Consider the following 23,690-nt stretch of genomic DNA (forward strand, 5'->3'; position numbering starts at 1 on the left):
GCGTCGAGGCTTTGCACGCTTGCCGTCATAGTGGTCGTATTGGTCGCGACCTGGCCGTGACCTGCGTTTGTTTCCATGTGCAACGTGAGAAGGGTGCGTGACGCCTCCCTCGGGACCCAGCTGTTCGTGCTCCAGATGGTGATCGTGATCCTCGCCGTCGGGGGCACTGCGGGAGTGTGGGCCGAGCACACGCGCGACCAGCTCGACTCGCTGCACCAGCAGCGCGCGCTGGCCATCGCGCAGTCCGTGGCAGGGCTCCCGCAGGTGCGCGAGGCGTTCAAGCTCAAGAATCCGGAGACGGTGCTGCAGCCGCTGGCCATGAGCGTGCAGCACGAGACCGGCGCCGACTACGTCGTGATCGCCAACGACCAGCAGAAGCGCTATGCACACCCCAACACCACGCTGATCGGCAAGCAGCTCTCCACGGACGGCACCACCGTCCTGCGGACCGGCAGGAGCTGGGTCGGCACCGAGACCGGCACGATCGGCACCACGGTCAGGGGCAAGACACCGATCCGCGACGAATACGGCAACGTGATCGGCCTGGTCTCGGTCGGCGTGCTGGAGACCACGGTCGTCGGCCAGCTCGGCGCCGCGCTCCCGCCGCTGATCTGGACGGCGCTGGCCGTGCTGCTCGCCGGGCTGGCGCTGGCCGCGGTGATCACCGCGCGGGTGCGCAGGCAGACGTTCGGGCTGGAGCCGCGCGAGATCGCCGCGCTGCTGGAGCAGCGTGAGGGCGTGCTGCACGGCGTCAAGGAGGGCGTGCTCGCGCTCGACCTCAACGGCCGCGTCACGCTGGTCAACGACGCCGCCCGTGAGCTGCTCGGCGACGTCGGTGAGGATCTGACCCAGATGCCCGTCTCCGAGCGCATGCGCGACGTGCTCGGGGGCGCCGACCCCGGCGAGGACCGCGTCGTGCTGCACGGCGAGCGGGTGCTGGTGCTCAACCGCACTCCGGTATGGGTACGCGGCCGGCACCGCGGCTGGGTGATCACCCTGCGTGACCGCACCGAGCTGACCCGCCTGGCCCGCGAGCTCCACGACACCAGCAGCGCGACGGAGGCGCTGCGGGCCCAGGCGCACGAGTTCGCCAACCGGATGCACACCGTCGTCGGGCTGCTGGAGCTGGGCGAGCACGAGGCGGCCATCAACTTCATCACCAGCACCACCCGCGGCACGTACGCCACCGACCTGCGCGAGCGCGTCCAGGAGCCCACCCTGGCCGCCCTGCTGCTGGCCAAGTCCGCCGAGGCGGCCGAGCGCGGCGCCCGGCTCGTGCTGTCGGAGGACTCCTGCGTGCCCGAGGGCACGCTGGGCGACCCGCAGGACGCGGTCCTCGTGGTCGGCAACCTCGTCGCGAACGCCATGGACGCCCTCGACGGCGCCGAGGGCACGATCGAGGTGTCGGTGCAGGCCGACGCCGACGGGCTGCGGGTGCGGGTGGGCGACTCGGGGCCCGGCATCGCGCCCGACCTGGTGGAAGAGGTGTTCAGGGAGGGCTTCACCACCAAGGCCGCCCGATCGGGCCCGCGCGGGCTGGGGCTGGCGCTGACCCGGCAGGCGTGCCTGCGCAGGGGCGGCTGGGTACGCGTGCGCAACTCGGGCGGCGCCGTCTTCACGGCCCTGCTTCCGCCGAAGGCGCACCCATGACCCGCGATGGCGCCCGGCGACCGGGCATGGGGTCCATGGACGCCGCAGCACCACCACTTGGCGGAGCGGCGGACGCGTGGTGACCGGAGTGATGAGGGTAGGCGGCACCGTGGGGACCGAGCCGCCGAACGGGGTGAGGCCATGAGCGACCTGCGCGTGCTCGTGGTGGACGACGACTTCATGGTCGCCCGCATCCACAGCGGCTACGTGTCCCGGATGCCGGGCTTCCGGGTCGTCGCCGTCGCGCACACCGGGGCCGACGCGCTCGCCGCGGTGGCCGAGCAGCGGCCCGACCTCGTGCTGCTCGACATCTACCTGCCCGACATGTCAGGACTTGAGGTGCTCAAGCAGCTCCATGACGTGGACGTCCTCATGATCAGCGCCGCCCGCGACGTGCCCACCGTCCAGGAGGCCATGCGCGGCGGCGCCGTCAACTACCTCATCAAGCCGTTCACCGCCGCCGCCCTGACCGAGCGCCTCCAGCAGTACGCCGACACCCGCAGGCGCCTGTCCGCCATCGGAACCGAGGCCCGCCAGGACGACGTCGATCGGCTCTTCGGCACCCCCAAAACCGCCGCACCCATGCCAAAAGGGTTGTCCGCGGCCACGTGCGCGCTGGTCGCGGATACCCTGCGGGAGGCGGGCCGCGACCTGTCGGCGACCGAGGCGGCCCAGCTCACGGGCCTGTCGCGGGTGAGCGTCCGCCGCTATCTCGAATACCTGTGCGCGGCGGGTCAGGCCGAGTTCCGGCCCCGGTACGGCACGGCCGGCCGGCCCGAACATCGCTACCGGTGGCTAGGTTGACACACTTCCGTAGCCATTTCCCGTGACATATGTGGATCCGCGTGCCTTACTGTTGCCTGAGACTTGGCTGCGGACCGGGAGGAGATTGAGGCGTGCGTAACGCCGGACCGATCGAATCACCGACCGACCCGTTCGCCTCGGTGCCGTTACCCACGTCAGGTGTCTCCAGGAAGCCGCGGATCGAAGGCCTGCCCCCGGGCGTCTCCCGGGACATCTTCGGCCCGCCGGACAGGCACGAGCCCCGACCGGCCCAAGGCCCGAGCGCCCCGGGCGGTCCCTCGGGCGGCGCGCTGCCCCCTGTGGCGCCGCCGGCGCAGCCGTGGCCCATGAACGACAAGCAGTCGCCGGCCCCGGCCGCCCCCGTGTTCGGCACGCCTGCGGAGCGACCGCCCGCGTATGAGCCCGAGCCGCCCAGGCGGCGCCGCCTCCTGCCCGGCCTGCTGGCGTTCGTGGTCGTCCTGGCAGGGCTGGCGTACGTCGTGCCCGCCGTGCTCATGTCGGGCTCCGTGCTGCGCGGCACCCACGTGGCGGGCGTCGACATCGGCGGGCTGACCGTCACCCAGGCGGCCGACAAGCTCCGCAACGAGCTCGGCACCAGGCTGAGCAAGCCGGTCGTGGTCGACATCGCCGGCCGGAAAGAGACCATCCAGCCCGACGAGGCCGGGCTCGAGCTCGACGTGGTGAGCACGATCGGGCAGGCGCCCAGCGGGTTCCCCAGCCCGCAGGAGGTGTGGCAGGGGCTGACCGGCAAGACCGAGCTCCAGCCGAAGGTGAACCTCGACTCCTCCCAGCTCGCCAGGACCGTCGAGGGCCTGGCGGAGGCCGCCGACAAGAAGGCGCGCGAGGGCCGGGTGTTCTTCTCCGGGCTGCAGCCGAAGATCCGCCGGCCCGAGGACGGCGTGCTGCTCGACCGGGACGACGCCGTACGCAGGGTCGGGAGCGCCTTCCTGCGCGGGGGCGGCAACGTCGTGCTGACGCTGCGGCCGGCCAAGCCCGTCACCACTCCGCAGGCCGTCGAGGCGGCCCTGGCCAAGGCGAAGCAGGCCGTCTCCGCGCCCATCACGCTGACCCTCGGCGACAAGCAGGCGCAGATCCCGCCGGCCATGATCGCCGCCAACCTGACCTACAGCTCCGACGGCTCCGGCGGGCTCGCGCCCGCGTTCAACGCCAAGGCGGTGCTGGCCGCCGTGGAGAGCCGGCTGGTGGACGCCGCCCAGCAGCCGCGCGACGCCACGTACGACATCGTGAACGACAAGCCGGTGCTGGTGCCCGCGCGCACGGGACGGGGCGTGAACGACAAGCTGCTGGCCAGGGACGCCGAGCGGGTGTTCGACCAGGGCGGCAGCCGCACCGTCCCCGTCCGGCTGGGCGCCGTCGCCCCCACCGTCACGACCGCTCAGGTACGCGGCCTCGGCATCCAGGAGGTCGTGGGCACGTTCAACACGACGTTCGACTGCTGCCAGGCGCGGGTGAAGAACATCCAGCGGATCGCGCAGGAGCTCGACGGGCACCTGGTCAAGCCGGGGGAGACGTTCTCGATCAACGAGCTCGTGGGGGAGCGCACCGTCGAGGACGGGTACGTCGAGGCGGGGCAGATCGTCGGCGGCCGGATGGTGAACATCGTGGGCGGCGGCGTGTCGCAGTTCGCCACGACGATGTACAACGCGGCGTTCTTCGGCGGCTTCGATCTCGTCGAGCACAAGCCGATGGACTACTTCGCACCTCGCTACCCGGCCGGGCGTGACGTCACGTTGCTGTATCCGGAAACGGACCTGAAGTGGCGCAACGACTCCGAGCACGGGGTGCTGATCAAGACGGCCTTCACGGACACGTCGGTGACGGTCACGTTGTGGAGCACCAAGCGGTACGACGAAATCGAGGCGGTGGAGTCGGACCGGCGGGACTTCGTGCCGTTCCGGACCGAGAGCAGCTCCGCGGCCGACTGCCTGCCCACGCAGGGACAGCAGGGATTCACGATCGACGTCACCCGCGTGTTCCACAAGGACGGCAAGGTGGTCAAGAAGGACAAGAAGGTGACCACCAAGTACCGCGCCCAGCCCCAGACGACCTGCACGGCGACCGGCTGAGGGCCGCACGCACGGGGGCCGCGGGGCTCGGCCCGGGCCCCCGGACCAGCGGGCGGGTCACGAGGGGATGATCGAGAGGATGCGGTCGTCGCCCGGCCGTGGGGAGCCGCGGCCGTCCTTGTTGCTGGTCCCGACCCAGAGCGTGCCGTCGGGGGCGGACGTGACGGCGCGGAGGCGGCCGTAGCGGTCGGTGAAGCGGGCGACCGGCTCGCCCGCCGACCCGTCCGGCTTCAGCGGGACCTGCCACAGGCGCTCCCCCCGCAGCGCGGCCACCCACAACGAGTCCTTCGCGTACGCCATCCCCGACGGTGACGCCTCATCGGTGGTCCACGTGACGATGGGGTTCACGAAGCGGGGATCGTCGCCGCGCCCCTCGACCTCCGGCCAGCCGTAGTTGCCCCCGGCCTTGATGAGGTTCACCTCGTCGTAGGTGTTCTGGCCGAACTCCGTGGCGTACAGCCGCCCAGAGGGGTCCCAGGCGAGCCCCTGGACGTTGCGGTGCCCGTAGCTGTAGACGAGCGTGCCGAACGGGTTCCCAGGGGCTGGGGCGCCGTCCACGGTCATGCGCAGGATCTTGCCGCCGAGCGAGTCGCGCTGCTGGGCGAGCTGGTCGTCGCCCGTCTCGCCCGTGGCGGCGTACAGGTAGCCGTCCGGCCCGAACGCCAGCCGCCCGCCGTTGTGGATCCCGCCCTTCGGGATGCCCCGCACCAGGACCCGCTCGTCGCTGAGGCGGTCGCCGGAGAGCCGGTAGCGGACGATCCGGTTGTCCTGCTCCGCGCTGTAGTAGAGGAAGACCTGCTCATCCTTGACCGCCACCCCCATCAACCCGCCCTCGCCCTCGGGCCGCACCCCGGAGATCGTCCCCAGCGACGTCACCTTCCCGTCCGGGCGGACCCGCACTACCCGCGCCGAGTCCCGTTCGGTGACCAGCGCGTCGCCGCCGGGCAGGAAGGCGATCGCCCACGGCACGGACAGCCCCGTCACCACGTCCTTGGGCTCTCCGGGGCCGCCCGTGGCCGTCGGGGGCACGTCCCCGTCGCTGGCCAGGCCGTTGGAACAGGCCGTCGACATGGCCATGAGCATGATCGTCAAGAGCTTTCTCATGTGTTCAATACTTCCCGGCGAGTCGTAAGGTTCTCGGCATGAAGACCTGGGTTCCATCCGATTCGGTGGCTGATGTTGCTCCGACCTGCCTGGGATTGAATGTGCGATTTACGCGGATGAGGGACGGCGCCGTGCTGGTCAACGCCGCCAGGGGTGGGATCGCCGGCACGGACGCACTGATCGTGGAGCTCAAAACCGGTAGGCTCCGTGCGGCGCTGGATGTGACCGCGCCCGAGCCGCTGCCCGAGGGCCACCCCCTTTGGAGCGCTCCGGGCGTACTGATCACCCCGCACATCGCGGGCAGCACTCCGGCGTCGGGACGGCGCGTGCTGCGCCTGATCCGTGCCCAGCTTCTGCGTCACCTCGCAGGCGAACCGCTGGTCAACGTCATAACGGACACGTACTGAGAGGATCCCGGACCGTGGCTGGTCCGTGACCTTCGGTGCGTACCGTGGCACTTGCAGGGAGTTCCTGACTCGCTGTCAAGGAGCTCTTGGCGGAAATTGGTCTTTGTGGTTATCAGATCGGTGACGACATCGCCGTTGTCACCACCCGCGCACCCACGAGCGCACACACTGGCGAAGTGATCGACCGGGCTTCGGCGGTCACAGGTGCAGAGTTCGAGACGGGATGGGCAACGACTGTGATCCGCTGGCGTGATCCACGGGTGCCGCTGACCGCCGCGGCGGCGGCAGGCGCGGTGGCGTTCGCCGCTGCGCTCAGCGTAGGCCGTCAGGCCTTGCTCACCGGCGCGCTCGCCGGCGGGCTGGCGGCGCTGATCGCCGCCTGCTCCCTGCTGGTCGCCTCGGTGAAGTCGGCGGCGGACCGGCCCATGGCGCTGGGCGCCCGCTGGATGGGCGGCGGAGCCGTCATCTGGGCCGCCGGGGTGGCGCTGCGCCCGTTCGCCGAGAGCTTCCTGGTCAGCTTCGCGGACCTGTTCGTGCTGCTCGGCACCGTGGTAACGGCCGGCGGGGCGCTGATCGCCGCCGACCGCAGGTTCCCGGCCAGGATCGTTTTACGGCATGTGACCGACTCCTATCTGTGTGCCGCCTCACTCTTCCTGATCGGCTGGGTCGTGGCACTGCGCCACGTCTACGACGATGCCGCCGATCCCGCGGCGTTCACGCTGGTCATGTTGCCGCCGATGATCGCGCTGCTGGTGACGTGCGCGGTGATCCCGTCGGTGCTCACCAGCCGGGCCTCCTCCTGGCTGCTGGCCCTGGCCGGCGTCGGCGTGCTCGCCACCATGACCGTGGCGGGCCTGGCGGCCGCGGTGGCCAGGCTCGACGGCGGCAACCCGCAGATCTGGAGCGTCATGCTGGCGCCCGTCGCGTTCCTGCTGCTCGCGGCCGTGCCCTGGGGCCCGTCTGCGCGCGAGTCGGACAGGACCGCAGTGGGGAACGTGGTCGCGCTCGTGCCGCTGGCTCTGGTCGCCGTGGCCGCGTGCACGTGGCTCGCCCACCTGGCCGGCGAGCGCCCCGAACGTCCGGTGACCGGCGTCGTGGTGGTCGCGGTCTCCGTCGTGCTGCTCCTGCTGGTGCGCCTGTTCGTGGTCTCGGCGGCCAACATGCGCCTGCGCGGCCAGGTCAGGCTCGGCGAACGGCAGCTCAAGGAGCTGGCGGAGAGCACCGGCGACGTGGTGTTCACCTGCGACTACACGGGCGTGGTCGGTGAGATCGGCCCGGGGGTCGAGGTCACGTACGGCTATCACCCCGACGAGGTGGTCGGCAGGTCGATCTTCGACTACATCCACCCGGAGGACGTCCCCGGCATCCAGGTCGCGCTGCGCGCCATGCACCTCGACGAGGACAACACCACGGCACCGGGCGCCTGCCTGATCGCCTGCCGGGTGCGCGCGGCCGACGGCACCTGGCGGCCCACCGAGTCCGTCGCCACCCGCCACGTCCGCGGCGAGGACCTGATGCTGGTCACCACCAGGGACGTCAGCGACGAGGAGGCGCTGCGCAACCAGGTCGCCCACCTGACCTTCCACGACGGCGTGACCGGGCTGCCCAACCGCGCCTACTTCGAGGAGCGCACCCGCGAGGTGCTCTCGGGGCGCACCTCGGGACATGTCGCGGTCATCTTCCTGGACCTGGACGGGTTCACCTCGGTCAACGACTCGGTCGGGCACGCCAGCGGCGACTACCTGCTCGGCCAGGCTGCGCGCAGGCTGCGCGGCGCCGTACGCGCCGACGACACGCTCGCCCGCTGGGGCGGCGACGAGTTCGCCGTGCTCGTCGAGACCGGCGGCGAGGCGCAGGTCGCGGTCGACCTGGCCGAGCGGCTCGTACGCGCGGTCTCGCAGGAGCCGTTCCGCGTCGCCGACCGCGACGTGGCGCTGACCGCCAGCGTGGGCGTGGCCTTCACCGAGGACGACATGCCCGCCGGCGACCTCATCCGCAACGCGGACGTCGCAATGGCACGCGCCAAAGAGCTGGGCGGACGCCGGGTCGAGGTGTTCGCCGCGCAGATGCACGCCGACGTGGTGCGCAGGCTGGAGCTGGCGGCCGACCTGCAGCGGGCGCTGATCGAGCAGCAGTTCGCGATCGAATACCAGCCGGTGGTCGATCTGGCCACGTCCCGGGTCACCGCGGTCGAGGCGCTGGTGCGCTGGTGGCGGGGGTCGGTGTTCGTGCCGCCGGAGCAGTTTCTCGGCCCCGCCGAGGACACCGGGCTGATCGTGCCGCTGGGCGAGTGGATCCTGCGCGAGGCCTGCCGCGAGGTGGCCGCCTGGCGGGCCTCGTCCTGGGACATCGGCCTGTCGCTCAACCTGTCCGCCCGCCAGATCACCGCGCCGCGTTTCGTCGAGACGGTCGAGGAGGCGCTGCGCGAAAGCGGGCTGCCCGCCTCCGCGCTCACCCTCGAAGTGATCGAGGAGATGCTGGTCGAGGACGCCGAGGAGACGATCAAGCGGCTGTCCGAGCTCCGGGCGCTCGGGGTGCGGCTGGCCATCGACGACTTCGGCACGGGCTACGCGTCGCTGGCGTTCCTGCGGCAGCTCCCCGTCGACATGATCAAGATCGATCCGTCGTTCGTGTCGGGGCTCGGCAAGGACGACACGCTGACGCTGCTCACCCGTACGATCGTGCGGCTCGGCCACGACCTCGGCCTTGTCGTGGTGGCCGAGGGCATCGAACGTCCTGAGCAGCTCGAACTGCTCAAGCGGATGGGGTGCACGAAGGGACAGGGTTTCCTGGTGGCACGGCCGATGGCGGCCCGCGGAGTCGACTCGTTGATGCGTACGAGTCTCACTGTTTGAGACATGTGTCCACGAAGTTGGCGCCAGGGCGTTCCGAGCGGCTATGGTATGGGCCATGCTTCGCAGTGAGATTCTCGTAGTACTTCGCCGGCGCGCAGGCCGATAGCGAAGCACGACGACCTGCGCGCCGCCCCAGACCCGCCATCCGGTGGGAAGGGGCATTTTTTATGTCCTTAAGCGAGTAGCCACGCAAGGAACGAGCCGATGACCGAACGGATGACAGGTGCACAGGCCCTGGTGAGGGCTTTGGAGCACGTTGGAGTCGACACAGTGTTCGGGATCCCGGGCGGTGCCATTCTGCCGGCCTACGATCCTCTCTACGACTCGACCAAGGTCCGGCACGTGCTCGTACGCCACGAGCAGGGCGCCGGTCACGCGGCCGAGGGCTACGCGCAGGCGACCGGCAAGGTCGGGGTGTGCATGGCCACCAGCGGTCCCGGTGCCACCAACCTGGTGACGCCGATTGCCGACGCGTACATGGACTCGGTGCCGATCGTGGCGATCACCGGTCAGGTGGCCAGCGCGGCCATCGGCACGGACGCGTTCCAGGAAGCGGACATCTCCGGCATCACCATGCCGATCACGAAGCACAACTTCCTGATCACGGACCCCCTGGACATCCCCCGCACGATCATGGAGGCCTTCCACATCGCCTCCACCGGTCGTCCCGGCCCAGTGCTCGTGGACATCTCCAAGGACGCGCTGCAGGCCGACACCACCTTCAGCTGGCCGCCGACCATGCAGCTCCCGGGCTACCGCCCGGTCACCAGGCCGCACTCCAAGCAGATCCGCGAGGCCGCCAAGCTGATCGCCGAGTCCAAGCGGCCGGTCCTGTACGTCGGCGGCGGCGTCCACAAGGCGGGCGCGTCCGCTGAGCTGCTCCAGCTCGCCGAGCTGACCAACATCCCGGTCGTCACCACCCTGATGGCGAGGGGCACGTTCCCCGACAGCCACCCGCAGCACATGGGCATGCCGGGGATGCACGGCAGCGTGTCGGCCGTGGGCGCGCTGCAGAAGGCCGACCTGCTCATCGGCCTGGGCGTGCGCTTCGACGACCGGGTGACCGGCGATCTGGCGTCGTTCGCGCCGAACGCCAAGGTCGTGCACGCCGACATCGACCCGGCGGAGATCTCCAAGAACCGCCACGCCGACGTGCCGATCGTGGGTGACTGCAAGGAGGTCATCGGCGATCTCGTCGCCGCCATCGAGGCGTCGGAGCAGAAGGGCGACTACACCGCCTGGTGGACGATCCTCAACGGCCTCAAGCAGACCTACCCGCTGGGCTACGAGACGTTCGAGGACGGCACGCTGGCGCCGCAGTACGTCATGGAGCGGCTGAGCGCGATCGCCGGGCCCGACACGTACTACGTGGCCGGGGTCGGGCAGCACCAGATGTGGGCCGCGCAGTTCATCGACTACGAGAACCCCGGCACGTTCATCAACTCCGGCGGCCTCGGCACGATGGGCTTCGCTGTCCCGGCCGCGATGGGCGCCAAGATGGGCCGCCCCGACGCCACGGTGTGGGCCATCGACGGCGACGGCTGCTTCCAGATGACCAACCAGGAGCTGGCCACCTGCACCCTGGAGGGGGTGCCGATCAAGATCGCCGTCATCAACAACGGTAACCTCGGCATGGTCCGCCAGTGGCAGACGCTCTTCTACGACCAGCGTTACTCCAACACCGACCTGCAGACGACGCGCCGCATCCCGGACTTCGTCAAGCTGGCCGAGGCCTATGGTTGTGTGGGCCTGCGTTGCGAGCGTGCCGAGGACGTGGACGCCGTGATCGCGAAGGCCATGGAGATCAACGACGTGCCGGTCGTGGTCGACTTCGTCGTCCACCAGGACGCCATGGTCTGGCCCATGGTCGCGGCAGGCACCAGCAACGACGACATCAAGATCGCCCGTGACATGGCGCCTAAGTGGGAGAACGAGGATGAGTAGGCATACTCTGTCGGTGCTTGTCGAGAACAAGCCGGGCGTCCTGGCGCGCGTGTCCGCGTTGTTCAGCAGGCGGGGCTTCAACATAGACTCGCTGGCAGTGGGGCCGACCGAACACGACGACATCTCGCGCATGACCATCGTGGTCAGCGTCGAGGAGCTGCCGCTTGAGCAGGTCACCAAGCAGCTCAACAAACTGGTGAACGTACTGAAGATCGTCGAGCTCGACACGTCGCAGTCCGTCCAGCGCGAGCTGATGCTGATCAAGGTCAAGGCCGATGCCGACAGCCGTTCCCACGTGCTGGAGCTCGTCAACCTCTTCCGCGCCCGCTGCGTCGACGTGGCCGCCGACGCCGTGACCATCGAGGTCACCGGCACTCCCGACAAGCTCGAGGCGTTCGTCAAGGTGCTCGAGCCGTTCGGGATCAAAGAACTCGTCCAGTCGGGCATGGTGGCCATCGGCCGCGGCGCCCGTTCCATCACCGACCGGTCCCTCAGGGCATTGGACCGTACCGCCTGAAAGGTTTTGAGCAAGTGACCGAGATTTACTACGACGACCAGGCCGACCTGTCGATCATCCAGGGACGCCACGTGGCCGTGCTGGGGTACGGCAGCCAGGGCCACGCCCACGCGCTCTCCCTGCGTGACTCCGGCGTGGACGTCCGCGTCGGCCTGCCGGAGGGTTCCAAGAGCCGCGAGAAGGCGGAGAACGACGGGCTGCGGGTCGTCACTCCGGCGGAGGCGGTCGAGGAGGCCAACCTCACCATGATCCTCGCGCCGGACCACATCCAGCGCGACCTGTACACCCAGCACGTCGCCCCCAACCTCGTCGAGGGCGACGCGCTGTTCTTCGGCCACGGCCTCAACATCCGCTACGGCCTCATCGAGGCCCCGGAGGGTGTGGACGTCTGCATGGTCGCCCCCAAGGGCCCGGGCCACCTCGTCCGCCGCCAGTTCGAGGCCGGGCGCGGCGTGCCCGTCCTCGTGGCCGTCGAGAAGGACGCCTCGGGCAAGGCGCTGGACCTGGCGCTGTCGTACGCGAAGGGCATCGGCGGCACGCGCGCCGGAGCTCTCCGCACGACCTTCAAGGAGGAGACGGAGACGGACCTGTTCGGTGAGCAGGCCGTGCTGTGCGGCGGCGTCTCCGAGCTCATCAAGGCGGGCTTCGACACGCTGATCGAGGCCGGCTACCAGCCCGAGGTCGCGTACTTCGAGTGCCTGCACGAGATGAAGCTGATCGTCGACCTGATGTACGAGGGCGGCATCTCGAAGATGTACTGGTCGGTCTCCGACACGGCCGAGTACGGCGGCTACACCCGCGGCCCGCGCGTCATCACCGACGAGACGCGGCAGGAGATGCGCCGGATCCTGGGCGAGGTCCAGGACGGCACCTTCGCGCGGCAGCTCGTCGAGGAGTTCGAGAGCGGCCAGAAGGAGTTCAAGCGCTACCGCGAGGAGCTGGCCGAGGACGCGATCGAGAAGACGGGCGCGAAGCTCCGTCCGATGATGAGCTGGCTCAAGGCGTAGTTCTCGCTGGGACGCGGGTAACGGGTGTGTAGGTGGGCCGAGGCTCACCCACCCGTTGCCCGGTTACCGGGTAGGCCTCCTGGAGCCCGCCCCGAGCGGTCCTCGCTTCGCTCGGGCGTTCTTCCCCGGGCGCGCCTGGCGGCGCGCGAAGGTCATCGCGAGGCGGCGCTTCGCGCCCGGCGGCTCAGCCGCTGCTTCCAGTCGGGCCGGAGCCCCGACCCCTGGAGGGCTTCGCTTCGCTCAGGCGTTTGATGTTCTGAGCGCAGGCTCCGCCTGCGCCACGTACGCCCCAAGACGCCGTTCGAAGTGGCAGCCAAGGCGAGGACGATCGTCGTGTAGATAACCTGCATAGATGTCCCTAAGATGGATCCAGAGTCCGGACTAGGGGGCCAGTTGTGTTGCTTCGCTTCAGAGGTGCCAACCATAGATCATTTCGTAACGAATTCGAAGTCTGGTTGGCCGCAAGCAAGTTCAACCAAGGGGCACGCCGCCCTGCCGGTCTCGCCGAGGACCCTGATCTGGCCTACCTGCCAACGACTGCGATCTACGGCTCAAACGCCTCTGGCAAGTCGAACGTCCTCCACGCCATCCGCTGGATGCGGCAGGCTGTTCTTAATTCTGTGCACGGCTGGTCCACGCTCGACGGCATTCCTCGTGAGCCCTACGAGCTCGACCCGGCGGCTTGTGCGGATTCCTCGCTGTTCGAGGTCGACATCGTTCTCGACGGTGACCGGTATGTCTACGGCTTCGAGGTGTCCGATGAGCGGGTCGAGACCGAATGGCTGCACGCGTATCCGGCTGGCCAGGCACGCAGGCAGGTGTGGTTCGAGCGCGACGTCGACTCCGAAGAGCTTTTCACTTTTCCCGGTGAAGGGCTGAAGGGAGCGAAGGAAAGCCTCGTTTCGCAGACTCGTCCCAACGCACTGTTCCTGACAGTTGCGGCGGCCTTCAACCAGCCATATCTGAAGCCAATCCATGACTGGTTCAGCCGCAATCTCTGGTGGATCAGCCCTGGCCGCGACTTCACGGAACGTCAGAGCTTCACCCGCAAGATGCTCGACGATCCCCGGCAGCGGGACCGGATCATTGGGCTCCTCAAGGTCGCGGACCTGGGCGTCGTCGGGACCGAGATCGACAGTCTGACCGGCGAACTCCGTCTTCTGCACCAAGGGCAGAATGGTCCCGTTCCATTGAGCTACGAAGGGCAGGAGTCCATGGGGACCCGGTCCTGGTTCGCATTCATCGGTCCTCTGCTCACCGCCCTCGACAGAGGAGCAGCCCTTCTCGTTGACGAACTCGACACGAGCCTGCATCCGCTGTTCGCCGCCGACGTCCTTCGTCTCTTCCAGGACGCGGCGGCCAATCCGAACAACGCGCAACTGGTGTGCACCGTCCACGACGCGAGCCTGCTTGGTCGTACGCATATCTTCCAGCCGCTGGAACGCGACCAGGTGCGTATCACCGTCAAGAACCGAGATGGCGCATCCGAGATCTACCCGCTGACCGATGCGCGTCCCCGCAAGACCGAGGCGCTGGACCGTAACTACCTCGCCGGCGCTTATGGCGGTGTGCCGACGCTGACGGTGGGCGAGATCGCCGAGGCACTTGCTGGGCCGCTCACCGAGCGCGAGGCGGAGGTGTCGGCCTGATGGCCAAACGCGGAGCGCCCGGCGGAAATTCGGCTCCGCGTCCGGGCCCAGGTGGTCCTAGAAAGAACAAAGTCCTGTTCGTCGTCTGCGAGGGGCAGACCGAGCGGAGTTACTTCCATCATCTCAACCACTGTTACGGCGCGGAGTACAACTTCCAGATCCAGCTCACCCCGCGCAAGGTCACTGAAGGACAGCAGTTCAACGGCTACAAACCCGCTCCAGCGGTCCGAGAAGCGATCCGGCTCAAGAAGTCCGCGAAGGGAATCAAGAACACCGAGTTCTGGGCGGTGTTCGACCGTGATGAGAATGACGACGTCTATGAGGCGTTTCGCCTCGCCCGCCAGAACGGGATCAACGTTGCCTTCTCGCATCCGCATTTCGAGCTCTGGCTCTGGCTTCACTTCGCGCCTGGTCTACCTGGTCGGCTTGGCGGCAATCGTGCGGTGATCCCGGCGAAGCTCCGCAGAATCAAGGAGTTCGGCGACTTCGAAAAGATTGTCGCGTCTCATCACTTCGAGGAGTTGATCAAGGAAGAGCGGCAAGCGAAAGCAGTGAAGCTGGCCCAACGCCTCGTGTCCGGTTGCCCGAGCGGGCGCTGCGGCCAGGCGTCCGAGCTGGGCGCGTCGGGCCATGCCTCGACCTGCGACATCCTCTTGCGCGACCCGTCAACTGATGTTTACCGAATTCTCGAGGTTCTCGGGCTCGTCTCATAACGCGACGCTCGGCCGAATACACCACTCTGACGGCGTCCACCGCGTTGAGCCGTAGGGAGACTTCATCGCTGATTGCCCGGCCTGGCTGGCAGTGGATCTGTTCGCCCACGCCTGGCTCCCCGTGGTGGTGTTCGCGTTGAAGGACGGCCCGATGCGACGTGGGGCGCTGCGGCAGATCATCGGCGGCATCAGCCAGAAGGTGCTGACCCAGACACTGCGCCGGATGGAGCGCTGGGCCTGGTCGAGCGCCACCGTTATGCCGAGGCCCCGCCCAGGGTGGAGTACGGGCTGACGGCGGCGAGCAAGGACCTGCTCATCCCGACCCGCGCGCTCGGCGAGTGGGCTTACCGGCACGCCGACATGATGCTGGAGGCATCGTCCCTGGAGCGCAGCGTCGCCGGGCAGATCGCCCGCAAGCTGGGCGCCGCCAAGGTGATCGGCTCGGCCGGGGGCCCCGACAAGGTCAAGAAGGTCGTCGAGGACTTCGGGTTCGACGCCGCGATCGACTACCGAGCCGGTTCGCTGGCCGAGCGGCTCGCCGAGCTCGCGCCCGAGGGCATCGACGGGTACGTCGACAACGTCGGAGGCGACCATCTGGCGGCCGCCATCGGCGCGCTGAAGGTACACGGCAAGGCCGCCCTCGTAGGCATGATCAGCCAGTACAACGCCACAGGGCCCGTTCCGGGCCCAAGCAACATGTATGACGTGGCCACCAAGCGGCTGAACCTGCGCGGCGTGCTGGTGACCGACCACCTCGACCGCTTCCCCGGCTACATCGCGAAGGCCGCCGCCTGGCTCGCGGACGGCAGCCTGCGTACCGCGGAGACGGTGGTCGAGGGCCTCGAGCAGGCTCCCGCCGCCTTCCTCGGCGTGCTGCGCGGCGCCAACACCGGCAAGATGCTCGTCCGCCTGGTCTGAAGGAGGTCGCCATGTCCACGCGCATGACCGTCGCGGAACGCGAGACCTTCCTGGCGGGCACGCACATCGGCGTGCTCAGCGTCCCCGAAGGCCGCGCGCCGCTGCTCATCCCCATCTGGTACGCCTACACGCCCGGCGGCGAGATCAGGATCAGCACGCCGGCCGGCAGCCGCAAGCTGAGTCTGATCCGGGAGGCCGGCTACGTGGGCTTCGCGGTGCAGCAGGAGGAGATGCCGTACAAGTTCGTCTCCGTCGACGGGCCCGTCGTCGCATACGAGCCGACCGACCCGGAGGAATACCGCGAATGGGCCAGCCGATACCTCGGCCCCTCGTCCGGGGCGCGGTTCTTCGAGGCGATCGAGAAGGATCTGGCGAACTGGGTCACCATCCGGATCCGGCCGGAGCGGTGGCGCACGTTCGACTTCGGCAAGGAGTTCAGCTGCATCCACGGCGCGGCGTTCTGTGGTGGCTGGTGAGAGGATCGGCGCCATGCCTGAGCTCACCGCGAATGGGTCGGGCGGCTTCGCCGGCCTGCGCGTCGAGTCGCTCAGCGGCGACGTCGACCTGTGGGGCGGCCCGGTGGGCGACGAACGCTATACGATCATCGCCCAGGTTCAGCGCTCTCCGGCACGGGAGGCCGACCGTTGGCGAACAAGGCGATCATCGAGAAAGTTCTCTGTTACATCGTCCGGGATGACAGGCTTCTCGTCTTCCGCCACGTGGACTACAGCTGGGAGGAGGTCGGCGTACAAGTCCCCGCGGGGACGGTCAGGGCGGGGGAGGACCCTCAGGACGCGGCACTCCGGGAGGCGCGGGAGGAGACCGGGCTCGAGGAGTTCGGCATCGTGCGGAAGCTCGGGGTGGCCGAGTACGACATCACCCCTTACCGCGCCGAGGTCCAGCGCCGCCACGTCTTCCAGTTGGCTCTCCACCAGGAGACCCCGGAGCGCTGGATGAGCCGCGAAGAGCACGACGGGGCGGGGGAGCCCACGTGGTTCGAGTGCTTCTGGATACCTCTCGAACACGGCCACGTGCTGCAATCCGGTCAGGGCGCCCTCCTCCACCGGCTGTTCGAGCGCTGAATAAACAGTTGAGAGCGTGAAGAGCGGGCTGCGAGGATCATGATCCATGGCCTCTCCGTGCGTCTTCTGCAGGATCGTCCGGGGCGCGGAGCCCTCCCAGACCGTCTACGAGGACGAGCACGCGGTCGCCTTCCTCAACCTCGCCCAGGTCACTAAGGGACACACTCTGGTCGTCCCGAGAGAGCATCACAGGAGCCTGGCGGACATCCCGCTCGAGGCGGCCGCGGCGGTCATGCGTGCCACGGTCCTGGTGAGCCGGCGGCTCACCGGCACGTTACCGGCGGAAGGCGTCAATCTCTGGCATGCGAGCGGTGAGACGGCCTGGCAGAGCGTTTTTCATTTCCACATCCACGTGGTCCCTCGCTACGACGTCACCGATCTGGTGCTCCCTTGGACGGAGGTCGAGCATCCGGTCGAGTCTCTTGGCAGCTTGGCGGCGGAGATCCGCAACCAGGCCGCCGGCTGAGAGCACACGACGCTGCGTAGCCCCACAATGGCAGACGACTGGAGGAGGCGGAGTGCGGCACATCGAGTTCCGGACCGAGGGGCACAATCTCGTCGAGATCATCATCGACGACGTTCCCCTGCTTGACCTGGTGCGGGAGGCGGAGCTCCCGTACGCGCGCGAGGAGCAGCTCGAACGCGCGGCGGAGTTCGCCCCCGAGCCCGCGCCCCTGCTGGCGGGCGACTACGCCTACTTCCCGCGCCGCGGGTTCGGCTGGCCCAGCCGCCACTACCTGGGCGAGCCCGCGGACGTGGTCCACAACCAGGAGGACGACGAGATCATGCTGCTCGGCTGCACCTGCGGCGTCCCCGAGTGCTGGGCGCTCCTGGCGAAGATCGAGGTCGGGGACACGGTCGTGCGGTGGTCCGGGTTCCGCAACAACCACAGGGACTGGGAGCCGGCGCTCGGGCCGTTCGACTTCGCCAGGCAGCAGTACGAGGACGCGCTCCGCGCCACGGATCCCGGCCGTGCTCAGTGACGTCCGGCTGGTGCACCCCGGCCTCGCGTACACCTGGAGGTAAGGATCGAGTGGGCATCGCTTCGCGGAAGTTGCTACCAACGCTATATCGTTCGATATAGCATCCGACTCATGATGAACGCGCGCCGCGCCCCCGGGACGGGCCCGACGGGGCGCTTCTTCGGGCCGGGCGAGCTCCGCCTGGCCATCCTCGCCCTCATCGCCGAGCAGCCCGGCCACGGCTACCAGGTCATGAGCCGCCTCGCCGACCGCTTCAACGGCACCTATGAGCCGAGCGCCGGCTCCATCTACCCCACCCTGCAACTGCTCGAAGACGAGGGTCTCGTACGCGTCGAGCCCGCCGACGGCCGCAAGGTCTACCACGTCACCGACGAGGGCAGGCGGGCGGCCGACAAGCGGGCCGAGGAGATCGAGCGGCTCTGGGGCCGGGCGGCCGGCCGGGCCGAGTGGGGGATGTTCCGCGAACCCGAGGCCGCCGAGATCGTCGGGCCGGCACTGCGTCTGGTCAAGGCCGCCGTGAAGACGCTCGCGCACGCCCACGGCGACCCCAGGGTGGTCGAGGAGATCCAGGAGATCTTCGTCGAGGCCCGGCGCAGGATCGAGCGGCTGGACCCCAGGAAGCGGTGGAAGGAGGACCGATGAGGCAGACGATGGCCCGCAGGCTGCTCGACCGGATGTTCGTCACGGGCGAGGTGCTCGAGGTCGAGCAGCTGACCTCCCGCATGCGGCGGGTCAGGATCGGGGGAGAGGCGCTCGCGGGGCTGGAATGGACGCCCGGCCAGCACGTACGGCTCCTGATCGGCGACGGCGGCGGCCTGCTGGGCGGGGTGCTGCGCACCTACTCGATCTGGCAGTACGACCCCAGCTGGGAGGCGATCGACCTGATCGGGTACGACCACGGCGGCGACTCGCCGGGCGCCTCGTGGGTCAGGAACGCCAAGCTCGGCATGGAGGTCGCCTTCACCAGGCCGGACGGCGGTTTCGTGGTCAAGCAGGAGGCGCCCTACCACGTGTTCGCGGGCGAGGAGACGGCCTCGGTGGCGTTCGGCGCGATGCTGCGGGCGTTGCCGGGCGGCGAGCGGGTGTTCGGCGCGGTGGAGGCCGACGGGCCCGGCGACCACCTCGACCTGCCCAGGGAGCTGGTGCGGGTGTGCCGGGCCGGCGCCTCCGCGGCCGGCTCCGAGGCCCTGGTCGAGGCGGTGCGGGCGCTGGACCTGCCGGACGGGCCGGGGGTCGCCTACCTCGCGGGGGAGGCGCGCACGATCCAGGCGGTCCGTGCCCATCTGGTCCGTGAGCGGGGCTGGCAGCGCAGGGACGTCCGCACGAAGCCGTTCTGGACGCCGGGCAGAAAGGGGCTCGACTGACCTCGGGCTTCTTCGACATCGCGATAATAATACCGGTATAGTTATTGACTCCACGAGCTAAGGAGGAGTCGTGATCGAGCTCAAGTCGGCCGGTGAGATAGACGCGATGCGCGAAGCGGGCAGGGTCGTCGCCGCGGTCCATGCCGCGGTGCGGGAGCAGGCCGCGGTCGGGGTGTCGTTGCAGCAGCTCGACGAGGTGGCCAGGACGGTCATCGAGGACGCCGGCGCGGGGGCGTCGTTCCTGGGATATCACCCGTCGTTCGGTGCGACGCCGTACCCGGGGGTGATCTGCACCTCCGTGAACGGGGTCATGCTGCACGGCCTGCCGACCACGTCCCGGCTGCGTGACGGCGACCTGATCAGCATCGACTGCGGCGCGATCATCGACGGCTGGCATGCCGACGGCACGGTCAGCTTCACCGTCGGGCACCCGCGCGAGGAGGACCTCAAGCTGATCAGGGTGGCGGAGGAGACGCTGGCGGCGGGCATCGCGGCGGCCGTGCCCGGCGGCCGGATGGGCGACATCGGCCACGCCATGTCCACGGTCGGGCGCGGCGCGGGGTACGGCATGCAGAACGACTTCGGCGGCCACGGCATCGGGCGGGCCATGCACGAGTCGCCGTTCGTGCCCAACGAGGCCACCGCGGGCCGCGGCCTGCGGCTGCGGCCGGGGCTGGTGATCGCGATCGAGCCCAGCCTGATGGCCGGGGGTGACGACGACTACTACATGGCCGAGGACGGCTGGTCGGTGTGCTCGGGCGACGACAGCAGGAGCGTGCACGTCGAGCACACGGTCGCGATCACCGCGGACGGCCCGGTCATCCTCACCTTGCCGTAGGCTCCCGCATCCCGAACAGGAACCTGGTCACCCTGGTACGCCGCACCAGCAGGTCGTAGACGCCCACGGTCAGGACGAGGGAGATCGCCACGATCACCAGGTATTCGACCAGGATCGGCGCCTTCCAGCCCACCACGAAGTAGGCCACCGCCACGACGATCGGCTGGTGCAGCACGTACAGGGGGAGCACGGCGGAGGACAGGTAGGCGTACAGCCGGCGCGGCGGTTTCCCGGCGCCGGCGGAGGGCGGGCTCGGCCGGTCAAGGGAGCCTGAGGGGGAGCGCGGCCGGTCGAGGGCGCCGAGTATCGCGACCAGCCAGCACCACCCGGCCAGGCCGTACAGGGCGCGGGCGCCGATCGCGAGCGGGGTCATGTCCGTGAACGGGTCCGCGCCGGGCGCGTCGCCCGCGATGACGAAGCCGGGCACCCCCACCGCCATCAGTGCGACGCCCACGGCCGCGGCGGGCACCCAGTCACGCCGTATCGCCGCGCGGAATCGGGGCTCGCTCACGAAGAAGTACCCGTACAGGAAGAACAGCAGGAACGCCCACCGGCTCCAGCCGCTGAACGACTCCTCCAGCCCCACGAACGCGCAGACCAGCGCGATCGGCAGCCCGAGCACCAGCAGCCCGCCGCGCGGCCGGGAGAGGGCGGCGGGCCACTCGAGGGCAGGCGGCGTCCAGTGCGCCACCGCCGCGAGCAGCAGCGAGAACGTCAGCAGGAGCACCACGAACCACAGGTGGCCGGTCTCGAAGTACGTTCCTCGCAGGATGAAGGGAAAGTTGCTCAGATCGACCCGCACGGCATAGAACTTCGGCAGGAACGCCAGGTAGGACTCGTGGTAGGCGGGATCGGCCCGCAGCCGCAGCCACTGGGGCACCGGCATGATCGTGGCCGTGGCGAAGACCAGCGGCACCCCCAGCCGCAATAATCGCTCCACGGCGAACCCGCCGGGGCCGCGGCGGCGCATCGAGTGCCACGACCCCAGCCCGGCGATGAGGAAGAGCAGCGGCATCGCCCAGATCACGCAGAGTGCCGCGATGAAGAACGTGATCTGCGTCGTCTCGGCGTTCTTGACGTAGTAGTCGTCCCTCGTGTCGAACACCAGCGACGCGTGGAAGAACACCAGCCCGACCACCACGAGAGCGCGCATGGCGTCGAGCTCCGGGCGGCGTTCTGGGGCCGCCTGCTGCGACGGCCCGGTAGATGCGGTCATGATCGGCCTCCCCGTGACACGCACCAGTGTGATGCCCCGGCGGGGCCTACGCCATGGTCGTCTCGTCGTAGGCGAAAGAGGCGTCGAAGGAGTTCTGGGCGATCCGGTCGAGCTGCTCGTCGGTCATCCCCAGCTCCCGCTGCAGCGCCACGTAGTTGTCCTCCACATATCCGCCGAAGTAAGCGGGGTCGTCCGAGTTGACGGTCACGACGAGGCCCTCGTCCAGCATCGCGGGCAGGATGTGGTCGCGCAGGGACGGCACGGCGCGCAGCCGCACGTTCGACAGCGGGCACACGGTCAGCGGGATCCGCTCCTCCCGCAGCCTGGCCACGAGCTGCGGATCCTCCATCGCCCTGATCCCGTGGTCCACCCGCTCCACGCGCAGCACGTCCAGCGCCTCCCACACGTAGTCGGGGCCGCCCTCCTCGCCCGCGTGGGCCACCCGCCGCAGCCCCTCGCCGGCCGCGATGTCGAACACCCGCCGGAACAGCGACGGCGGATAGCCCACCTCCGCCGAGTCCAGCCCCACCCCGATGAAGGAGTCCCGGTACGGCAGGGCGGCCCGCAGCACCTGCTCGGCCTCCTCCGCGCCGCGGTCGCGCAGGAAGCACAGGATGAGCGCGGCCGACACGTCGCCGTCCTTCAACGCCGCCGACAGCCCGCCGAACACCACCTCCAGCGGCACGCCCCTGCTCAGGTGCGCCTGCGGGTCGAAGAAGATCTCCGCGTGCCGCACCCCCTGCTCGCGGGCCCGCCGCAGGTAGGCGGCGGCGAGGTCGTAGAAGTCCTCCTCGGTACGCAGGACCGCCATGTGCTCGTAGTAGACGTCCAGGAACGACTGCAGATCGGTGAAGGAGTAGCGGGCGCGGATGGCGTCCACGTCGAAGGTCGGCAGGTCGATCCGGTTACGCCTGGCCAGCTCGACGACGAGCTCGGGCTCGAGGGTGCCTTCGATGTGCAGATGGAGCTCTGCTTTGGGACGCATGACAACGAGTAAACCGGACCCCGCATGGTGGGAGTATCGTGCGAACCTCTGAAGTCTCAGCCTTTGAGCTGGCATAACATCACGCTGATCTTCGGCCGGGACGTGCTGGGCGTGGCCGTCATCGGCGGCATCGTCGTGTTCTTCCCCGCGCTGGTGAACATCGCCTTCGGGCTGCGGTCCGCCTCGCCGCAGGCCACCGACCTGATCATGGCGTACGGCGGGACCCGCATGACCGTCCTGCGCAAGGTGGCCGTGCCGACGGCGATGCCCTCGGTCTTCGCCTCGGCCCGGATCTCCGTGCCCGCCTCCATCATCGGTGCGCTCATCGCCGAGTGGCTGGCCACCGGGCGGGGGATCGGCGCCGAGATCCTGCGGGCCATCGGCGGCTTCAGGTATGACGAGGTGTGGGCGGACATCGTGGTGGTCACGGCCGTGTCCATCCTGGCGTACGCGGTCGTGGGCGTGGTCGAGTCGCTCGTCCTGGCCCGCTTCTCGGACGCCCGCACCCGCCCCTGACGGGGGTGCGGGCCCGGCCGCGGTCCTGAGTGCGGGGGGAGGCGCGGCCGGGCCCGCTCGGAAGGGAGCGCATTGGGCGTGCGGTGGGAAACCGGCTCGGGTGTGGCCGGTGGAGGCCCGACGCTCCCTTGGCTCTGGCGGGTGGTTGGCTCTAGTGGGCGGCGAAGACCTGGGTCCAGGAGGGTCCTTTGGTGTGGTGCCCGACACCGATGTGGGTGAAGGAGCAGTTCAGCATGTTCGCCCGATGTCCCGGGCTCTTGAGCCAGGCGTTCACCACGGCGCGGGCGGTGGGATGGCCCTGGGCGATGTTCTCGGCGATCGCGCTGGCCGAGAAGCCGACCGCCTTGATGCGCTGGTCGAACGTGCGCCCGTTGCTGGAGTCGTGCGTGAGGCGGTTGCGGGCTCCCATGTCCGCCGAATGGCGCTCGGCGGCCAGGTGCAACTTGGGGTCGTGGACGAGGGGACGGCAGCCCTTCTTCGCCCTGGCCTCGTTGGTGAGCCGGACGGCCTCCTCCTCGACCGCGGCGGCGAAGCCGCCGCCCGACGCGCACGACAGCTTCACCGGGCGCGACTGCCTGGTGTGCCCCTGTGCGTCGGTCGCGACCACGTAATAGCTGCGCGGGGTGGCGGAGCACTGTACGCCCGCCGTCACCCGCCCGGTGCCGATGACCTTCGAGCCGCTCTTGACGACCCGGTCGGCGCCCGGCACGACGACCATGATCCGTACCCTCAGCCGGGCCTGGTCCGTGCAGCCCGTCCTGGTGGCGGTCCCGCGTACCACGCCCTTGGTCGCGACCGGCTCGGCCGCGAGCACGCGGCACGCCGACGAGGCCGCCGCCTGCGCGGCGGGCACGGGGAGGCACAATGCCGCCAGACTCCCTAGGCAGGTGAGTGCCTGGAGCAGTCTGCGCATTCTGTCCTCCGGTTCAGGGTTCGACACAGCGTCGAACCCGAATTCTGGCGCTCCAGCGTCGGCTATGTATGGAAATTTCGCATCCATCCTGGAGCTCCAAGTTTGCCTTCCGGTAAACCGCAGCGGCCCCCTGAACGT

Annotated in this window: 22 protein-coding genes and 2 pseudogenes; 20 read left to right on the forward strand and 4 right to left on the reverse strand. The window is 69.2% G+C overall.

The annotated features are described in order from the left end of the window. Positions 1 to 75 precede the first annotated feature (75 nt). The 3 genes from ABN273_RS21970 to ABN273_RS21980 all read left to right on the forward strand — a co-directional run bounded on the left by ABN273_RS21970 (position 76) and on the right by ABN273_RS21980 (position 4,541). Entirely contained in the window at positions 76 to 1,650 is a 1,575-nt protein-coding gene (locus ABN273_RS21970) for an ATP-binding protein (protein ID WP_349450817.1), read from the forward strand. Positions 1,651 to 1,791: 141 nt separating this feature from the next. Next, entirely contained in the window at positions 1,792 to 2,454 is a 663-nt protein-coding gene (locus ABN273_RS21975; RefSeq protein ID WP_349450818.1) for a response regulator, read from the forward strand. A gap of 92 nt (positions 2,455 to 2,546) precedes the next feature. Beyond that, positions 2,547 to 4,541, forward strand: coding sequence for a VanW family protein (locus tag ABN273_RS21980; protein WP_349450819.1), 1,995 nt, complete (start codon positions 2,547 to 2,549; stop codon positions 4,539 to 4,541). Between the two features lie 57 nt (positions 4,542 to 4,598). Here the strand turns inward: ABN273_RS21980 and ABN273_RS21985 are convergent, their stop codons facing one another. After that, the gene (locus tag ABN273_RS21985; RefSeq protein WP_349450820.1) at positions 4,599 to 5,645 is read right to left on the reverse strand and encodes a PQQ-dependent sugar dehydrogenase; all 1,047 of its coding nucleotides are present in this window, start codon (positions 5,643 to 5,645) and stop codon (positions 4,599 to 4,601) included. A gap of 116 nt (positions 5,646 to 5,761) precedes the next feature. On the opposite strand from ABN273_RS21985, the gene ABN273_RS21990 reads away from it, so the two are divergent. From ABN273_RS21990 to map, 16 genes and pseudogenes are all read left to right on the forward strand, one after another. Beyond that, a complete protein-coding gene (locus ABN273_RS21990) occupies positions 5,762 to 6,052 on the forward strand; it encodes an NAD(P)-dependent oxidoreductase (RefSeq protein ID WP_349450821.1) in 291 nt (96 codons plus the stop codon). A 176-nt stretch (positions 6,053 to 6,228) separates the two neighbouring features. Next, positions 6,229 to 8,907 carry a putative bifunctional diguanylate cyclase/phosphodiesterase gene (locus tag ABN273_RS21995; RefSeq protein WP_349450822.1) on the forward strand — a complete coding sequence of 893 codons (2,679 nt, stop codon included), beginning with the start codon at positions 6,229 to 6,231 and terminating at the stop codon, positions 8,905 to 8,907. 204 nt (positions 8,908 to 9,111) lie between these two features. Next, positions 9,112 to 10,851 carry an acetolactate synthase large subunit gene (locus ABN273_RS22000; RefSeq protein WP_349450823.1) on the forward strand — a complete coding sequence of 580 codons (1,740 nt, stop codon included), beginning with the start codon at positions 9,112 to 9,114 and terminating at the stop codon, positions 10,849 to 10,851. Beyond that, the gene (gene ilvN / locus ABN273_RS22005) at positions 10,844 to 11,368 is read left to right on the forward strand and encodes an acetolactate synthase small subunit (protein ID WP_349450824.1); all 525 of its coding nucleotides are present in this window, start codon (positions 10,844 to 10,846) and stop codon (positions 11,366 to 11,368) included. Before ABN273_RS22000 ends, ilvN begins: the two co-directional genes overlap by 8 nt. Before the next feature lie 23 nt (positions 11,369 to 11,391). Beyond that, entirely contained in the window at positions 11,392 to 12,375 is a 984-nt protein-coding gene (gene ilvC / locus ABN273_RS22010) for a ketol-acid reductoisomerase (RefSeq protein ID WP_349450933.1), read from the forward strand. A 455-nt stretch (positions 12,376 to 12,830) separates the two neighbouring features. Further along, positions 12,831 to 14,024 (forward strand): AAA family ATPase, encoded by a 1,194-nt coding sequence (locus tag ABN273_RS22015; RefSeq protein WP_349450826.1) that lies wholly within the window; start codon positions 12,831 to 12,833, stop codon positions 14,022 to 14,024. Continuing rightward, entirely contained in the window at positions 14,024 to 14,737 is a 714-nt protein-coding gene (locus tag ABN273_RS22020; protein WP_349450827.1) for an RloB family protein, read from the forward strand. Before ABN273_RS22015 ends, ABN273_RS22020 begins: the two co-directional genes overlap by 1 nt. Before the next feature lie 151 nt (positions 14,738 to 14,888). Beyond that, positions 14,889 to 15,034: pseudogene (locus tag ABN273_RS22025) on the forward strand (winged helix-turn-helix transcriptional regulator); the annotation flags it as partial. Between the two features lie 93 nt (positions 15,035 to 15,127). Next, positions 15,128 to 15,655: pseudogene (locus ABN273_RS22030) on the forward strand (zinc-binding dehydrogenase); the annotation flags it as partial. 11 nt (positions 15,656 to 15,666) lie between these two features. Continuing rightward, positions 15,667 to 16,131 carry a pyridoxamine 5'-phosphate oxidase family protein gene (locus ABN273_RS22035; protein WP_349450828.1) on the forward strand — a complete coding sequence of 155 codons (465 nt, stop codon included), beginning with the start codon at positions 15,667 to 15,669 and terminating at the stop codon, positions 16,129 to 16,131. A gap of 168 nt (positions 16,132 to 16,299) precedes the next feature. Further along, on the forward strand, positions 16,300 to 16,737 hold the full coding sequence (locus ABN273_RS22040) for an NUDIX hydrolase (protein WP_349450829.1): 438 nt from the start codon (positions 16,300 to 16,302) through the stop codon (positions 16,735 to 16,737). Between the two features lie 46 nt (positions 16,738 to 16,783). Beyond that, the gene (locus ABN273_RS22045) at positions 16,784 to 17,203 is read left to right on the forward strand and encodes an HIT family protein (RefSeq protein ID WP_349450830.1); all 420 of its coding nucleotides are present in this window, start codon (positions 16,784 to 16,786) and stop codon (positions 17,201 to 17,203) included. 52 nt (positions 17,204 to 17,255) lie between these two features. Beyond that, a complete protein-coding gene (locus ABN273_RS22050) occupies positions 17,256 to 17,720 on the forward strand; it encodes a hypothetical protein (protein WP_349450831.1) in 465 nt (154 codons plus the stop codon). Positions 17,721 to 17,831: 111 nt separating this feature from the next. Then, positions 17,832 to 18,362, forward strand: coding sequence for a PadR family transcriptional regulator (locus ABN273_RS22055; RefSeq protein WP_349450832.1), 531 nt, complete (start codon positions 17,832 to 17,834; stop codon positions 18,360 to 18,362). Then, complete coding sequence (locus tag ABN273_RS22060) at positions 18,359 to 19,084, forward strand: siderophore-interacting protein (protein WP_349450833.1); 726 nt, start codon at positions 18,359 to 18,361, stop codon at positions 19,082 to 19,084. Before ABN273_RS22055 ends, ABN273_RS22060 begins: the two co-directional genes overlap by 4 nt. A 70-nt stretch (positions 19,085 to 19,154) precedes the next feature. Continuing rightward, positions 19,155 to 19,922 (forward strand): type I methionyl aminopeptidase, encoded by a 768-nt coding sequence (gene map / locus ABN273_RS22065; protein ID WP_349450834.1) that lies wholly within the window; start codon positions 19,155 to 19,157, stop codon positions 19,920 to 19,922. Here map and ABN273_RS22070 read toward each other — a convergent pair. Together ABN273_RS22070 and ABN273_RS22075 are read right to left on the reverse strand one after the other, a co-directional pair. Then, positions 19,909 to 21,138 (reverse strand): acyltransferase family protein, encoded by a 1,230-nt coding sequence (locus ABN273_RS22070; RefSeq protein WP_349450835.1) that lies wholly within the window; start codon positions 21,136 to 21,138, stop codon positions 19,909 to 19,911. The genes map and ABN273_RS22070 overlap by 14 nt on opposite strands. A 46-nt stretch (positions 21,139 to 21,184) precedes the next feature. Next, positions 21,185 to 22,123, reverse strand: coding sequence for an adenosine deaminase (locus ABN273_RS22075; protein ID WP_349450836.1), 939 nt, complete (start codon positions 22,121 to 22,123; stop codon positions 21,185 to 21,187). Between the two features lie 63 nt (positions 22,124 to 22,186). On the opposite strand from ABN273_RS22075, the gene ABN273_RS22080 reads away from it, so the two are divergent. Beyond that, positions 22,187 to 22,639, forward strand: coding sequence for an ABC transporter permease (locus tag ABN273_RS22080; RefSeq protein WP_349450837.1), 453 nt, complete (start codon positions 22,187 to 22,189; stop codon positions 22,637 to 22,639). A gap of 151 nt (positions 22,640 to 22,790) precedes the next feature. Here ABN273_RS22080 and ABN273_RS22085 read toward each other — a convergent pair whose 3' ends face one another. Next, the gene (locus tag ABN273_RS22085; protein ID WP_349450838.1) at positions 22,791 to 23,552 is read right to left on the reverse strand and encodes a CAP domain-containing protein; all 762 of its coding nucleotides are present in this window, start codon (positions 23,550 to 23,552) and stop codon (positions 22,791 to 22,793) included. Positions 23,553 to 23,690: the final 138 nt, after the last annotated feature.

It is taken from the genome of Nonomuraea sp. B19D2 (assembly GCF_040137845.1).
Classification (GTDB): Bacteria; Actinomycetota; Actinomycetes; order Streptosporangiales; family Streptosporangiaceae; genus Nonomuraea.